Raw genomic sequence first — 14,820 nt, 5'->3', positions numbered from 1 at the left:
TTGTAGCGTCATTAACGAAAGGAACGGGCTGTTGCTCCGCGTCTAAACAAGGCTCTTTCCGACTATCGAAACCGGACGAGAACCGCTGGTTTCTGCCCCGGTCGTTGAATACCCTCGGCGTGGTTGAGGTCGTATGGACGACTCAGAGGTCCGTATCGACCACCCGGAGCGACTCTGCGACGCGATCCTCGGGATTCTCGACGAACTCGAGGACGAAGCCGTCATCGACGAAGAACGGGCGGCCGAACTCCGCTCGGAGATCTACCGCTCGGTCGACACTACCGAAACGTAACCGGATACGCATCGCCGCGGACGCCTCGACGAGTTCACCGTCGATAGCAAAATCGCCGGTACGTATACGGTGGGGGCGGTACTGGCGACGATGGTCTCGGATGGTGTGAACCGTTTACTCGCCCCAGGTAAATCGACGCACGACGGCATCGAGTTCACTCGCGACGCGGGTGATCCAGCCGTCGGGGGAGAACCGCCGCAGTTGTGTGTCGTCGACTTCGATACGCGCTTCGGCGTAGGGATTGCGGGCTCCACGCTCGTCGTCGTGCTGGTCGCTCTGTGCGGTATCAACGACGATGGAGGTCGAACACCGTCCGCACGCTTCCCGATCTCGTGCCATGCGTTGTTCTCGTGTCCACCGTTCGCTACCGTGGTATGTAAACACATGGTTCGCCGGGGGACTTCACCGGTCGAGCGCTGACCGCCGTTGCCAGCCGCTCGCCCCCGGACGGGTACCCGACGGACTTTTGAGGTCGACGTGGCATCACTTCACATGGAACGTCCAGCGGACAGGCCAACCGAAACGGGTCTCGATCCGGCCGGCGAGGATGCAGCCGGCGACCGCGACCTTGCCGTCCCCGACTGGGACGACGAGTTCATCGACCGAGTCAGCGATCGGCTCATGCACAACTACGATCTCGAGAAAGACTACCGGGTCGCCGGCGAGGAGTTCACGCTCTACGGGACGCTTTCGGTCGTCAACCAGAAGCACGTCTTCCATCCCGCGCTCTCGTTCGCCGAACACGAGTCGACCGAGCACCTGTTCGTCACGCACGTCGACGCTGTTGACGACCGAACGCTGGGGCGCTTTGCCGACCTCGGCTCCGAACTCGCGGACGAGTGGATCGAGGCGGACGAAGAGCACTTTGCCACGGAGTTCACGTTCGTCCTCGTTACGCCGTCGATTCCGGACCCAACGGACGTGCGGCGTCGCATCGAGGCCGTCGACGGGCGGACGCTATTGAAGTACGGCTATCACGGTCACTACGAGATCAATATCGTCGTCGTCGCGCCGGCGTCGGAGGCGCTGGTCGCGAGCGAGAATGCTGACGTGGCGTCGGCGTTTCGCCTCTGGGAGCCGATCGAGCGGGAGGAACCGGGACTGCTCGGATTGCTTTCGCGTCGATTACAGTTGTAGTGCCACGAAGAAATCGCTGAACTCGGAGTAACGCCGGGTTAGTCGTCGTCCTGTCCGACCTCGGCGGAGACTCCCGAGCTACTGTCGCGGGCCATCTGCATGTTGTCGTAGCCGATCTTGAACAGCGAAAGCGCCAACCCGAGCAGCGTCGCGATAATGATGACCTGAACGATAGCCGAGGCCAGTCCGATAAACGAGGTCTCCGCCTCCGCGGTGATTCCGAGGAGTCGACCCCCGACGATCTGATAGCCGCCGACCCACGTCAGTCCGCAGAGCGTGATGACGGCCATCAGGACCGTCGGAGCACCGGTGGAGACGAGCTGTTTCGTCTTGCTCCAGTTGGCCAGCCAGACCGTTCCGGTGAGCAGCGCGAGCGACGCTAGCAACTGGTTCGCGCCGCCGAACAGCGTCCAGAGATCCTCCCACCGGCCGCTCCCGAGCAGGAAGAACGCAACGGCAGCGATGATCGAGGTGTTGACATAGCGATTGGCTGCGTACCCTTGAACGGTCGTTTCGGGAGTGCCGACGAGTTCCTCGAGCATGTAGCGACCGAGCCGAACGGCCGTGTCCATGCTGGTCAGCAGGAAGCTCGCGAGCACGAGCGCCATGAACGGCGCTGCGTAATCCATCGGAATACCGAGGGTAGTGAGGATTGCACCGCCACCGGTCGCGAAGTTCGGCAGTGCGAGCCCGATACCGCCGGAGGTATCTGCCGGTGTGATCGCGATGATCGTCACGGAACAGAGCGCGACCGCCGCGAGCAGTCCTTCGGCGAGCATGCCGCCGTACCCGATGAGCTGGGCGTCGCTCTCCTTGTTCAGTTGCTTCGCCGTCGTCCCCGAGGACACCAGCGCGTGGAAGCCGCTGACGGTCCCGCAGGCGATGGTGACGAACAGGAGCGGGAACAGCGGCATGAGCGGGATGAGGTCCGCGAGCGGCCCGCTTTGGCCGAAGAAGCCGTACCAGGCGCCGGTCGCGATGTCGAGATTCAGCGCCTCGCCGGTTTCCGGGTGGACCGCGTCGCTCCCCATCCCGGTGATGAACGTACCGACGATAACTGCAAGGAGGCCCCCGCCGACGCCCGTGTACAGGAGGAACGACGAGAGGTAGTCGCGCGGTTGGAGAAGCATCCACACCGGCAGCACGCTCGCAAGCGCTCCGTAGAGGAGGATGACGAGCACCCACGCTCCGATGTTGACGCTCTCGAGCAGCGCGGGAATGAACCACGGTGCCGAGTCGAGCAACACGATCGTTCCCGCGGGGTACGTGGCGCCTTCGGCGGCCGGAACGAGCGCGAGCGGGTACTGGATACCGGCCCAGACCGAGCCGAATACCCCAGCGACGAAGACGACCGTCCCGAGAGAGAAGGGGAGTCCGAGCTGGTAGAGCCAGAACCCGAACAGGAACGCGAGCGTGACGTAGATCAAACTCGCGGTCGCCGCCTGCGGATACGCGTTGAAAACGACCCCGATGACGAGCGCGAACACCGCCACGACGAGGATCGTCAGCAAGAACGCGAACCACAGCAGCATGTTCTTGCCGCGCTCGCCGACGTACTCCCCGATGATGTAGCCGATCGACTTCCCCTCGTGTCGAACGCTGCTCGACAGCGACACGAAGTCGTGGACCGCCCCGATCAGCGGGTTCCCGATCGCAACCCACAGCGCGGCCGGCAACCATCCCCAGACCAGCGCGGCCGTGATCGGCCCGACGACGGGTGCGCCCCCCGCGATACTCGAATAGTGATGCCCCAGCAAGACCGACTTCTTCGCCGGGACGTACTCCTGCCCATCCTGATACTTGTGGGCCGGCGTCTCTCGACTATCGTCCAAATTGACGAACCGCGAGAGATACCGCCCATACGTGACGTATGCCACGCTAAACGTCGCCAGTACCAGTGCGACGATCCAGATTACACCAGCCATGGTATTATATCACGTGCCGGTTGTTGGACGGAGACACTATAAATATTATTTATTGAGGTCCGCATTCCCTTCGAGAAAACACCTCTTTTCGCTATCAAATGGAAGAAATCAGTGGTTATGCGACAAGTCGGAAACAAATGGGCACCTCAAAACCTCGCGAGTTCAATCTACTCCAGCCGCGACTGTTCGTCTGTGCTCCCCATATCGAGTTCAGCTGCGACGTCTTCGAGGAGACTGCCGCGAACCTCCTCGACGCGCGTTTCGATGGTTGCGACGACCGGCACGTCGAACTCGCGCTCGATTTGGTCGAGGCGGTCACGCTCAGTTGCGACCCGCTCGCGGAGATAGCGTGCGCCCCGGCCGTCCTCGTCGGGGTCGGGTTCCGGCGTCAATCGATTGACGACGAGCCCGCGAACAGGGAGCTCCGCCTCGGAAAGCGTCTCGACCGAGCGGCGCGTCTCCCGGATCGAGAGTTCGTCCGGGTTCAACACGAGGTAAAACGAGGCGCTTTCCCGCAGCACCTCGCCGGCGAACTCGAATCGCTCCTTGCGTTGCTGGAGGCGAGCGAGGACGGGGTCGCCATCCATCACCCGTCGGGGCTCCCGGTTGCCGATCGCAGCCTTCTCGTAGCGGTCGATACTCCGCTTGCGTTTGGCCACCAGTCGATCGATCCACTGTTCGAGGAGATCCGGTAGCGCGAGCAGTCGCAGCGTCGATCCGGTCGGCGAGGTATCGAAGATCACCGTGTCGTAGTCCTCGGCGGTCTGCATCACATCGACGAATCGATCGAACAGGGCCGCCTCGTAGGCACCCGGCGTCTGATGTGCCATCTCCAGTTGGATGTCCACCTCGTTGACCATCGCCGCAGAGAGCTGCGCATTTAACTGCCGCTTGAGATCCTGCAGATGGTCCTGTACCTCTCGCTCCGGGTCGATTTCCATCGCCGAGAGGCCGGTATACCCCTCGACTTCCCGGGGCTCATCACCGAAGTCCTGCTCGAACACGTCGGTCGTGCTGTGGGCCGGATCGGTCGACACGACGAGCGTCTCGTGACTCGAACTGGCGCACTCGAGTGCGTGTGCGCACGAAACCGTCGTCTTGCCGACCCCTCCCTTGCCGCCGAAAAAGACGAACTCGGTCATCGGTTGAATCGAATCACCACATCAATCAGCAGGGTCGTCCCACGGGGCAGCGTCGGCGCTACCAGTGAACGCGAATGCGGGCGCGGACGTGGAATCACCGTCGTGGAATGCATTGCGTTGTCTGCTCTCAGAAGTGATACTGGTGTCCCTTTCGTTCGATAACCGACTGCCGATCCCACATCCGACGCTCCCACGCGCTGAACTCGTCTTCCAGGTACGGGAGGAGTTCAGCGGTGTAGTACGAGACCGGACTCGGGATGCCGAAGGCGTCGGGGAAACACGCCAACATGAACGCATCCTCCGTGTCCTCGGCCTCCTGCTCGATCTTCTCGTAGGCCGGATGCGTGAACAGTCCGTGAAAGAGCCCGCGAAGCCACTCCTCGAGCGTTGCCTGGTACGACGCGATTCGATCGGCAAGTGTCATCGTCGGTCATACTCGAGGCCGGAGACTAAAAGGTATCACCCTTTCGCCGCCCTCGCCTGCGGCGTTATTCGGTGGCAGCCGCCGCGCCTAAACAGAACAGAACAGAAACATGCGCGCTATAGTCGCACCCAGGTTACACACCGAATACCTGTCGCGCGATCGCGCGTCCACTGCCCCCGTTAGCGACTACAGCTTCGATCACCGGCGCGTTCGAGGGCAGGACGCTGATGACGCTCTGGTCGCAGAGACCAGCGCGCCGGCGGTCGCGTGAAGAACGGAGAGCGACGAAGAGCGAAGACCAGAGAGCGAAACGATCGATTATCGGTTCGGATACGCGTATCCAACCTGATACTCGCCGGCATAGCGAATCGACACGTGGTAGACCTCGCCGAGCTCGTCGTCGCTATCGGCTTCGGTACCGGCGTCGACCGTGAACGTTTCTCCCTCCTCGAAATCGCCGTCGATCTCGTCGCCGAGTTCGATTTCAAATCTGTCCTCGTCCGTCCAGACCTCAGCCGTCAGTTCGGCGGCGGACAGTTCGTCGCCGCCGACGTGTTCGATCGTCCCAGCATCGTACTCGAGTTCGACCGACGGCTGCGGCTGGGTCCAGCCGATTTGTGTCTCCGTGGCGGCCCAGACGGCCTCGACATCCACACCGATCGGCACGTCCGTGAGTTCGATCGTGGCACCCGAACTGACCGTCTCGAACTCGTCCGTCCACTGCGTGTCGGCGGGCTCGCCGTCGATCAGGAGTTCGTACTCCGACGCCGATCGCTCGATGTCGCTCGCCTCGGCTTCATCCGTCTCCGAGGCGGGTCGGCGACTGTCGAACTCGAGAACCGCCTCGAGCCGCTCGCTGTCGTAGTCGTACTCGAAGGAGACGTGTCCCGGAGGACGAGCCTGCACTCGGCTGATGCTGTCGTCGTACGCGGTACCGTCCCAGCCGACGAGGACCGTATCACCGGATTCGACACCGTCGAGCGTCGCTCTGTCTCCTTCGGACAGCGTCTCACCCGTCCACGGCTGGGCGGACGTTCGCGGTTCAGGTGCCTCCTCGTCGGGCCGGTAATACGGCCGGTCCTCGTAAACCGCGAGGTGAACTCGATCGCCGTCGAGCGGGAAGTCGTCGTCGTACGTGACGACGAGTTCGCCGGTATCGACGTCGAACTCGGACTCGAAACGGAAGTGAGAGAGGATCGACGTTCCGCTCGAGGAACTGCCGAGGGCGTGATCGTGACTGAGGCTGATCGACAGGTTCGGTTCGACGTCGTCCATGTCCATGACGATCGTATCGCCGGCCTCGAGTTTGCCGTGGCCGTTGGTCCAGATGTCGCGGTCGTACTCTTCACCGTCGACCTCGAAGGTAACGTCCTCGATCGGCGTCGGATCGCCGCGGAGGAGTTCGATCTCGAGGTACTCGTCGTCGAGATCTATCTCACGGTCGACGTGAAGGCTACCGGGACTGTCGTGTTCCCGAACGGCTCGTTCGGCGGCGAGGTCGCGTTCGACCGTGGTGCTGACGAACGCCCCATCAACCTCGACCGCGGGTTCGTCCGCCGTTGCAGTGTAGGCGAACTCCGCTTCGAGGGTTTCGATCAGTTCGTCGGTAACAGCCGACTCGTCCTCGAACTGGATGCCAATCGAGACTTCCATCGTGTCTCGATCGAGAACGGTCTGTGCGCGGACGACGTACTCAACGGCTGCGTCCTCGACATCGCGTGGCGCCATTTGCTCGTCGCCGACCTGAACGGTTCGTGCGTCGCTGCCGTCGAAGACCGTCAATCCGTCCTCGACCGTCGACGCCGATTCGAGAAGTCGATCTCCCTCGCCCGCCTTCGCGTCGAACGCCGCGTCGACTGTCTCGGCGTCCGTTGCGACGACGAGAACGTCGCCGTCCGTTCCGACGACGGTCTCTTCCCGGCTGTCGTGTGCGGTGAACTCGTACTCAATACCGGCGTCGCTCTCGCGGGTCTCGGTCTCGGCTTCGAGTTCACTATCGGTGACGAGGACCCTGAGCGGCTGGGAGAACTCGTCGGTGTAGGAGGTCACGAAGGCGCTCTTTGAGACCGACTCCGCATCGATATCGAGCGAGCCAATAGACGGACGGGGATCGTGGGGCTGGTCGGCCTCGAGCAGGCGGTCGTAGTCGACCGCGGTTACGACCATCGAGTCGTCCGCGACCGCTGCTGGAAGGTACGCGAGCACGTCGTCGAACGACGACTCGGTCGTCGTGGAGGCAACGGGCGTGCGTTCGGACTCCGTCGTCGCAACGGTCGAACCGGAGAGGGCAGTAATCATCGTCGCACCGATTCCACCAAGAACTGCGCGGCGGGGACGTTGTTGCATACAGGCTCGATTTGATTCTTCACATACAAGTAGGTTATCATTACTTTCACCGAAAACGATCTATTCGCAGACTTTCACGGTCAAAGACGGCCCGAGGCGACGAGGCTTAATCCGTGCAAGACACTCACTTTCGATATGACCGCGACGATTCCCGTCACGATTCTCGCCGGCAGCCTCGGAGCCGGCAAGACGACGCTGCTCAATCACCTGCTCCAACACGCCGACGGCCGCGATCTCGCCGTCCTGATCAACGATATGGGCGAGGTGAACGTCGACGCCGAACTCGTCGCCGAGGGATCCGAACTCGACGTCGACGACGGCATCGCCGAACTCTCGAACGGCTGTCTCTGCTGTGAACTGCAAGACGACCTCGAAACCGCCGTCGTCCGGCTGGCCCGTTCCTACGAGTTCGATCACCTCGTCGTCGAGTCCTCCGGCATCTCCGAGCCGGAACCCGTTGCTCGCCTCTTTACCACGACCTCGCGCGTCGCCGCTCGCTACGACGTCGATGCGATCGTTACCGTCCTCGATACGCCGCTGTTCATCGACACCTTCGCGGGGGAAGCGGTACCGGAACGCCGGACCGATCCGGCCGCAGAATCCGATCGCCCGCTCTCGGACCTCCTGATCGAGCAACTCGAGGCCGCCGACCTGATTCTTTGCAACAAGACCGACCGCTGTGAACCGGCTGAACTCGCCGAAACGGATGCGCTCCTCGATGCGCTTCGGCCGACCGCCGAGACGATTCACACCGAGTTCAGCGCGGTCGATCCCGATCGAGTGCTCGGCGTGGACCGATTCGATCCGGCAACTGATGCACAGCAGAGTCGGGGCCGTCGGGACCAGGATCGAGGACAGGGTCAACCGTCCGATCAGAACTCCGATCACGACCATGAGGCCGACCACACCCATCGCCATCCATCCGAAGCCTACGGCGTCGACTCGTTCGTCTTCCGCGCACGCCGGCCCTTCCACCCCGACCGATTCGCCGACATCCTCCGCGATCTGCCCGCCGCTGTCGTTCGCTCCAAAGGCACCGCCTGGGTCGCCGGCACTGACATGCAACTCTCACTCTCCCAGGCCGGCCCGTCCGTTCGGCTGACTGCAACCGGCCCCTGGGTCGCCACCCTTCCGGCACTCGAACGCGACCTCTACCGTTCTAACCGTCCCGACCTCGAGTGGCACGACGAGTTCGGCGACCGGCGGACCGAACTCGTGGTTATCGCGACGGCGCGCGACGATACCGGTGAGCACAACGATTTCGACACTGAAATCGACGGCGTCGAGTCGCGACTGCGCGCGCGGCTAACGGACGGTCTCGTCACCGAGACCGAGTGGGACCGTGACGCATTCGCGCCCACGAACTCGTTTCCAGTAGAACCCGGCGAAGAAACCGTTTTCAGGCGGGAATAGCCGATCTCCTAGAGAGAGCAGAAAGACTCCAGAAACTGACTTTCATTTTATGACGAATGTAATATTTTGCGCGATATATAGTGGCGTATTAGAACGCTATTATGTGGTTATTAGATGCCGAGATCATCCGGTAAAAGGCTACTAACTGCCTAATGAGTGCTTAATGGAGACAGTTCCCGAATTGAAACGTAATGGCTATTTTACTGTTTATGCCGACACGATATACAATAACGTTTAGGAGGGCGTAGTTCACTCACCTGAGTGAGTAGTATGAGCACCACCGACCGCCCGACCCCCTCCGCGGCCACAGCGAATGCATCAGCGAGCGACCGCTCGCGCGACGAATCGACGACACTCTCCGATGACGATGTCTTTCATATCCTTCAAACCTCGCGAAGACGCGAGGCGATTCGGTATATGCTCGCTGCGAACGGATCCGTCAAGATGGGGAATCTTGCGGAGCACGTCGCCGCTCGCGAGCACGAGACAACGGTTGCCAAACTGTCCTCGACACAGCGCCAACGGGTCTACATCCCGCTTTACCAGTCGCACCTGCCGAAACTCGATAAGGCCGGCGTTATCGACTACAACAAGTCACGCGGTATCGTCAGCCCCGGGGACCACCTCGAGATATTCAGACCGTACCTCGAAGTCACGACACCCGATCCGATGGCTGCCGATGACGAAACCGACCAATCGCTGCTCGGTCGTTTCGGCAGTCCGGCCATAACTGACGAAACGTACTACGTCGCCACCGCGACGGCGAGCGTTGGCCTGTTACTTGCGGCCGCGTTCGGCTTCCTCCCGATCTCCGGACTCGCTCTCGGCACCATCGTCACGGCCCTGTTCGTCCTGACCACCGTTGCGTGTGCCGACCACCCGCTTGCGATTCAACAGGCCACCGACCGTCGGCGAAGTCAGTGATCGGACACCCCGTCCGAACGCGGCGGACCCGGACTCGGACCCGAATCCGAATCGTCGGCACGGAAACGGCTAAGTGAGTGTCGTCCCCCTATCGCGCTATGGGTAGCGATCCCGACTCGGAGAACAGGCGTGACGGATTCCGCGACGGACTCAAATCCTCGAGCGGCGATCCGCGCCTGCTCGTTGTGTTGAACGCCGTCCTCTCGGGTCTGTTCGCCTGGTGGCTCGTCTGGGGTGCAGACGCGGTCGGGATGATCGAGTTCAGTCTCACTACTGTTGCCGTCGTCGCGGTCGGACTGTTCGTTCTCACGCACGTGATGACGCGCCCGTAGGCTGCAACCCGTCCGTCTGCTGCCGACAGTCGAAGCGATGCCCGAAATTGGTTCATCTCGAGAGAACAGCAGTACGAGTACGACAAGAGTACTGAATGCAGCGACGAGCGTCGCCTCAGACGAATCGCTGGAAGTCAGTGCCGGCGCACCCGCGACCCATCCTGCGGATTCGCCGAGAAATCGGTACAACAGATCGTCTCACTCGTCGAGATAGCCTAACGCGGCCAGGTCCTTCTTGAACTCGCGCCGTTCAACGTCCGACGCGACCTGGACGGATTCGAACTCGCGATCCAATTCCGCGGCTAACTGCTCGCGTTTCGACTCGGGTATTTCCGAGACGGGAATCACCTCTTCGTCGCCGTCGGTGATCCGAGTCGCGATCCGCTCGTCCCCGGTATCGATCAACTTGTACTCCGTTCCGCGGACGCCCTTGATATCTTCCCGGTAATTCGGCACTTCCGTGTAGACGTAGTCGACACCCCCGTCCGAAAGTTCGAACAGTCCGCTTCCGTCCACGATAGATTCTTTCAGTAGCCGAAGTGGTGCTTGGCCATCGACGGTTCGGGTCGGTCCGTGGGGGTGACGGACGATGAGTGGGACAGCAACGAGCGTGTCCCACAGTTCGTGAGCGTGACCGAATTTCCCGAACTCGCCGAACCCTTCGCCGTGATCGCCGGTGACGATGATAAGCGAGTTCTCGAACTCGCCTTCCGAACGAAGGTGGTCGAAAAGACGGCCGATTTGCTCGTCGACGTAGCGGACCGAGCAGTCGTAGACGTACTCCATATCGGGTACGTCCGCGTCGGTGATTTCGTCCTGCGCACTCCGTGTTTTCTGCGAGAGTTGTTTGATCTTCTTCGGCGGAAAGACGCGTCCGTACCGTTTCTGGATCCGTTCCGGCGAGAGGTACGGATGATGGGTGTCCATATAATGGACCCACAGGAACCGTTTGCCGTCCGTTTCCCTCATCCAATCGAGCGCTCTATCGGTGATGACGTCAGCGCCGTCGTCCCTGTGAAAGAGACTTTTTCCGAGGTGTTCCATCGCGAGATTGTTCGCGTGCGAAGCGGCCTCCATGAGCGGCGTGTCTTCGATCAGATCACGGACGTATAGCCGCCACGCGCCGCTGTCGTTTTCCTTTCGTGCTTCCGCACTCACGTCGTCGAAGTAATCGAACCCGCGGTCGATATTGTACCGTCGCCCCGTGAAGTTGTTCTGGCTGAGTCCGGCGGTCGCAAAGCCGCGGTCCGACAGTTCCTCCGCGATCGTCGTCGGTGAACCGCCCGTTGGCAACCCGTATTCGTCGAACTGGGACGGATACTTCCCGGTGAGCATCGACGGAATCGTGTCGCGCGTCGACGGACCGGGCGCGATGCCGGGTTCGAACTCGAGCGCCTCGGCCGCGAGTTCGTCCAGCGTCGGTGTGAGCGACTCGCCGTTGCGGGTCGCGTGCACGCGGTCGGCGCGCAGTGAGTCCGCCGAAAGGAGGATCACGTTATCGAGATCGTCAACCGGCGGCAGTTCACCCGAATTGGTCATACCGATGCAACACGGCTACACTAGTTAGTCCTTTTTGGTATGAATTCGTGAAATTCGTGTTAAGTAGGTAGAGACGGATAACAGAACCAACGGAGGGGCGCACTTACACATCACTTCTGTTTCACTTGTGGGGCGTCTGAACTCGCCGGTGACGGCTCCCAGCGAAACGAGCGAGAGTGAGCGATCGCATCGGGGCGGTCGATCGGCGCTGAAATCGAGCGACTGGACCGCCGTATCGATCTGCCGAAGCCAACAGGTACTCACGGATCGACCGCGACAATCCCAGCAATGGCTGTCCCCGCGTTCGCCTCGGTTCGGCCGAGCAAACCCGACCTCGCCGTCTTCATCTCGGGCGTCACCAGCATGGGTCTCGAGATGCTCGCCATGCGGACGCTCGCGCCCGAGTTCGGAAATCACATCTACACGGTTGGTGGAATCCTGACCGTCTTGCTCGCCGCGTTGAGCCTCGGCTACTGGCAGGGCGGCAAGCGCGCGGCGGTCGCGACGAACCGCCAGATGAGTTGGCTCATGCTCGCGACTGCGGCGTACGTCGGCGTCGTCGTCTTCGCGAGCGACATTCTGCTCACGTACACCTCGACGCTCGCGCTCCCGGCGCGATACGCGTCCCTGCCGGCCGTCATCGTCCTCTTCGGCCCCCCGACCTACCTCCTCGGATTCATCAGCCCCTACGCGGCTGAACTCTCGAAGAAGGAGGGCACCGGGGAAGCTTCCGGCCACGTCTACGCCCTCGGCACGATCGGCAGCATCGTCGGTTCGGGGGCGACGACGTTCGTTTTCATTCCGGCACTGAGCATCGACGGGATCGGTCTCCTGTTCGGACTCATGCTCGTTGGCACCGCACTCATCCTCATCGTTCCGGAACTGCCGCGCAGGCCGACCGCCGCCAGCGTACTCGTCGCGCTCGCGCTCGTCGGCGCTGCCGCCGGCGGCCCCGCCCTCTTCGACATCGACCACCGGGGCGAGGTCGTCTACGAGACCCAGACGCCGTACCAACAACTCGAGGTCATCGATAACGGCGGCGAACGGACGATGTACCTCGACGGCGCACAACACAGCGCGCTCGATCTCGACCAACCGGACCGACACGTCTTCACCTACACGAAGTACTTCCACCTGCCGATGCTCATGAGCGACGATATCGAGGACGTCGACCGCGTCCTGTTCATCGGCGGTGGCGGCTACACCGGGCCGCAGGACTTCGCCGACCAGTACAACGCGACGGTCGACGTGGTCGAAATCGATCCGTCCGTCACCGACGCCGCGGAGGAGTACTTCGGCCTCGAAGACCCCGAGCAGTCCGACGATATCAACGTCCACGCGACCGACGGGCGACAGTTCCTCCAGCGAACCGACGAAACCTACGACGTGATCGTCCTCGACGCCTACAAGAAAGAACAGGTCCCCTTCCACCTGACCACCGTCGAGTTCATGGAACTCGTTTCGGATCGGCTGGCCGACGACGGCCGCTTCCACGCGAACGTCATTTCGGCTCCGAACGGACCGGCCGCCGAGTTCTATCGCGCCCAGTACCGAACGGTACAGGAAGCCTTCCCCGACGCCTACAGTTTCCGCACATCGGACTCGAACAACGTCCAGAACATCGAAATCGTGGCGACGAACGACGACACCGCGTTCGACGAGGCTGAACTCGAAGCCAGGAACGACGCGCGAGCCGAGACGATGGGGGTCGATCTCGGCAGTGCGATCGATAACAGGCTGGACGAGCCGAACACGGACGACGCGCCGGTCCTCCGCGACGACCGCGGCGAGGTCGATAGCCTGCTCGACCCGATGCTGGGACAGCGGTACGTGATCGAGGAATCGGCGGACGACGGGGGTGGTGGGACCGAAGCCGATACCGAACCCGCCGAACCGTCGGCTGCGATCACTGCCGATTCGAACCACGGTGCGAGGGCGACGCTCGTCGGCTAAGACCGAACCGATTACCGATAGATCCCTTGATACCGCTCTCGATACTCTCGGAGTGCGATCCGCGCCCGTCGTCGCGACGTGAACCCGAACCCGACGGCCGGACACGACTCGTCCGGACACTCCCACCGGAACGTCTCTGACCGTGGATCCTTGCACACCGACACGTCAGACTCGCAGCGCGGACAGCACCATCCCCACCGCGTATCGGCGGCGAACTCTCGTGACCGTGACATACGCTCGATACGGAACAGGGCCGCCGGCCGGATAAGAACTCGACTGCACTGGTTTCTGTTTTATCCATCGTTTGCGTCCCCGGATATGACGTTTCGAGCGAGAAAGAGAGGGAGAGATAGAGTGCGGAGACCGCAGCATCGGCTCACAACCCCAAACAGTGTAGCGACCGCGCAGTGCGCTGGCGTTACAGCGACGTACAAACGTGTTCGCCACTCACGACTTCCGGAATCACGACCTCGTCCGCACCGGCACGACGGGCGAGCGCTTCATCGCGTTGGTCGCCAGCGCGGACGACGAGCGTCACCGTCGGCGCGAGCTGACTCGCCGCGATAGCGATTTGGATGTTCGCGTTCGAATCGTCGATCGCTCCGACGACAGTAGCCGCCCGCTTGACACCCGAATCAGCGAGCGTCTCCTCACGGCGCGCATCACCGTTTACCGCGAGAATTCCGTCTTCGATTGCCTGCTGGTACTGTGCGTCCTGTTGTTCGATAACTACCACCTCGCGGTCTGCCTCCCGGAGCCGCGCCGCGATGGTCTTTCCGAACGTCCCGTAGCCACAGATAACGACGTGGTCTGAAAGGGCGCTGATGTCTTGTTCGATCTTCATATGTTTGAACTCTTCCTGTATTTGTCCGCCAAACGCCGCTGAAAACAGCGTTTCACCGATCCATAAACTAGCGACGACCAAGCCGGAAAGCACGACGATAGCGTATGCTTTGACGAGCGTTGCAGGGCCCTCGTGAGTCTGGAAGTGGAGTTCGATGCTCGTGGGGTCGATCAACCAGAAGAGCGAATCGATGATTCCGATCCCATCAACCGTACGAAAGCCCACGATTCCGGCGACAATGACGGCAATAAATGCGACCACAGGCCGTAGCAACTGCCGCAGCACCGGTCGGCGAACGAACGCTTCAACGAGATCGTTCGAGTTCATCATCGTCCCTCCGCTGCGATCGTCGGGTTACGGAGTGAACCACGCGAGTGTGATTCGGTCGAGATGCCGGCTCTCGGCGTTGGATCGTCCTCAGAACGGAGAGTGAGATCCTGTTCTTTAATAAGTCTCCTCTTGACCCATATTTGGCCCAATTCCATTCTAATACTCGCCAATAGGTACACATATGATGCACCAATGTATGCATTTCTACTGTATATTAAA

14 protein-coding genes are annotated in these 14,820 nt (G+C 61.5%); 6 read left to right on the top strand and 8 right to left on the bottom strand.

What is annotated here, in order from left to right:
- Nucleotides 1-133: 133 nt before the first annotated feature.
- Nucleotides 134-292 (top strand): hypothetical protein, encoded by a 159-nt coding sequence (locus C480_RS23825; RefSeq protein WP_006665896.1) that lies wholly within the window; start codon nt 134-136, stop codon nt 290-292.
- Nucleotides 293-406: 114 nt separating this feature from the next.
- Here C480_RS23825 and C480_RS12070 read toward each other — a convergent pair whose 3' ends face one another.
- Complete coding sequence (locus C480_RS12070; protein ID WP_006665895.1) at nt 407-631, bottom strand: hypothetical protein; 225 nt, start codon at nt 629-631, stop codon at nt 407-409.
- A gap of 153 nt (nt 632-784) precedes the next feature.
- Here C480_RS12070 and C480_RS12065 point away from each other — a divergent pair, with 153 nt between their 5' ends.
- Complete coding sequence (locus C480_RS12065) at nt 785-1,429, top strand: hypothetical protein (protein ID WP_006665894.1); 645 nt, start codon at nt 785-787, stop codon at nt 1,427-1,429.
- A gap of 38 nt (nt 1,430-1,467) precedes the next feature.
- On the opposite strand, the gene C480_RS12060 is transcribed toward C480_RS12065, so the two are convergent.
- From C480_RS12060 to C480_RS12045, 4 genes are all read right to left on the bottom strand, one after another.
- Nucleotides 1,468-3,354 (bottom strand): carbon starvation CstA family protein, encoded by a 1,887-nt coding sequence (locus tag C480_RS12060; RefSeq protein WP_006665893.1) that lies wholly within the window; start codon nt 3,352-3,354, stop codon nt 1,468-1,470.
- Between the two features lie 167 nt (nt 3,355-3,521).
- Nucleotides 3,522-4,496: an ArsA family ATPase gene (locus C480_RS12055; RefSeq protein WP_006665892.1), complete on the bottom strand. Its 975-nt coding sequence runs from the start codon at nt 4,494-4,496 to the stop codon at nt 3,522-3,524.
- 127 nt (nt 4,497-4,623) lie between these two features.
- Nucleotides 4,624-4,920, bottom strand: coding sequence for a hypothetical protein (locus C480_RS12050; RefSeq protein WP_006665891.1), 297 nt, complete (start codon nt 4,918-4,920; stop codon nt 4,624-4,626).
- 318 nt (nt 4,921-5,238) lie between these two features.
- Nucleotides 5,239-7,266, bottom strand: a complete 2,028-nt coding sequence (locus tag C480_RS12045) for a hypothetical protein (RefSeq protein WP_049903628.1) — start codon at nt 7,264-7,266, stop codon at nt 5,239-5,241.
- Nucleotides 7,267-7,401: 135 nt separating this feature from the next.
- Between C480_RS12045 and C480_RS12040 the strand changes: the two genes are divergently transcribed.
- The 3 genes from C480_RS12040 (at nt 7,402) to C480_RS12030 (ending at nt 9,935) form a co-directional block, all read left to right on the top strand.
- Nucleotides 7,402-8,679, top strand: a complete 1,278-nt coding sequence (locus C480_RS12040; protein ID WP_006665889.1) for a CobW family GTP-binding protein — start codon at nt 7,402-7,404, stop codon at nt 8,677-8,679.
- A gap of 270 nt (nt 8,680-8,949) precedes the next feature.
- A complete protein-coding gene (locus C480_RS12035; RefSeq protein ID WP_006665888.1) occupies nt 8,950-9,603 on the top strand; it encodes a DUF7344 domain-containing protein in 654 nt (217 codons plus the stop codon).
- A 98-nt stretch (nt 9,604-9,701) separates the two neighbouring features.
- Nucleotides 9,702-9,935: a hypothetical protein gene (locus C480_RS12030; RefSeq protein ID WP_006665887.1), complete on the top strand. Its 234-nt coding sequence runs from the start codon at nt 9,702-9,704 to the stop codon at nt 9,933-9,935.
- A 198-nt stretch (nt 9,936-10,133) separates the two neighbouring features.
- Here the strand turns inward: C480_RS12030 and C480_RS12025 are convergent, their stop codons facing one another.
- The gene (locus tag C480_RS12025) at nt 10,134-11,474 is read right to left on the bottom strand and encodes a sulfatase (protein ID WP_006665886.1); all 1,341 of its coding nucleotides are present in this window, start codon (nt 11,472-11,474) and stop codon (nt 10,134-10,136) included.
- Nucleotides 11,475-11,762: 288 nt separating this feature from the next.
- On the opposite strand from C480_RS12025, the gene C480_RS12020 reads away from it, so the two are divergent.
- Entirely contained in the window at nt 11,763-13,427 is a 1,665-nt protein-coding gene (locus C480_RS12020; protein WP_006665885.1) for a spermidine synthase, read from the top strand.
- An 11-nt stretch (nt 13,428-13,438) separates the two neighbouring features.
- On the opposite strand, the gene C480_RS24235 is transcribed toward C480_RS12020, so the two are convergent.
- Together C480_RS24235 and C480_RS12015 are read right to left on the bottom strand one after the other, a co-directional pair.
- Nucleotides 13,439-13,660 (bottom strand): hypothetical protein, encoded by a 222-nt coding sequence (locus C480_RS24235; protein ID WP_083873374.1) that lies wholly within the window; start codon nt 13,658-13,660, stop codon nt 13,439-13,441.
- Nucleotides 13,661-13,845: 185 nt separating this feature from the next.
- Nucleotides 13,846-14,601, bottom strand: coding sequence for a potassium channel family protein (locus tag C480_RS12015; protein ID WP_006665884.1), 756 nt, complete (start codon nt 14,599-14,601; stop codon nt 13,846-13,848).
- Nucleotides 14,602-14,820 lie beyond the last annotated feature (219 nt).

It is taken from the genome of Natrialba aegyptia DSM 13077 (assembly GCF_000337535.1).
In the GTDB taxonomy this organism is placed as follows: domain Archaea; phylum Halobacteriota; class Halobacteria; order Halobacteriales; family Natrialbaceae; genus Natrialba; species Natrialba aegyptia.
This window is presented reverse-complemented; position numbering and strand designations above follow the sequence as displayed.